General features: G+C 63.5%; 1 pseudogene. It reads right to left on the bottom strand.

Annotation, left to right across the window (positions count from 1 at the left end):
- A pseudogene (locus IFS44_RS21790) lies at positions 1 to 266 on the bottom strand (dihydroxy-acid dehydratase domain-containing protein); the annotation flags it as partial.

Below are 266 nucleotides of genomic sequence, written 5' to 3'. Positions count from 1 at the left end.
ATCCGGTGATGATAGTCCTCGGGGCCGTCGAACACGACCGCGGGGCCTTCGAACGCCTCGGGATCGTCCGGATTGCTGAGATAGCGTTCGCGGAATTCCGGCGAGATGACGCTCGTCTTCATGATCGCGCTGTCGAACAAATTGCCGCGGAGCACGATGAAGCCGGCATCCTCCAGCAGCGGCGTCGCGAACGGGCGGATGACGCGCTCGTCCTCGATCGTCGCGGTGCGGCAATTGTCGCCGATGCTCTTGCCGTTGGCGGTCAT

It is taken from the genome of Sphingomonas sp. CFBP 13706 (assembly GCF_014842355.1).
Classification (GTDB): Bacteria; Pseudomonadota; Alphaproteobacteria; order Sphingomonadales; family Sphingomonadaceae; genus Sphingomonas; species Sphingomonas aerolata.
This window is presented reverse-complemented; position numbering and strand designations above follow the sequence as displayed.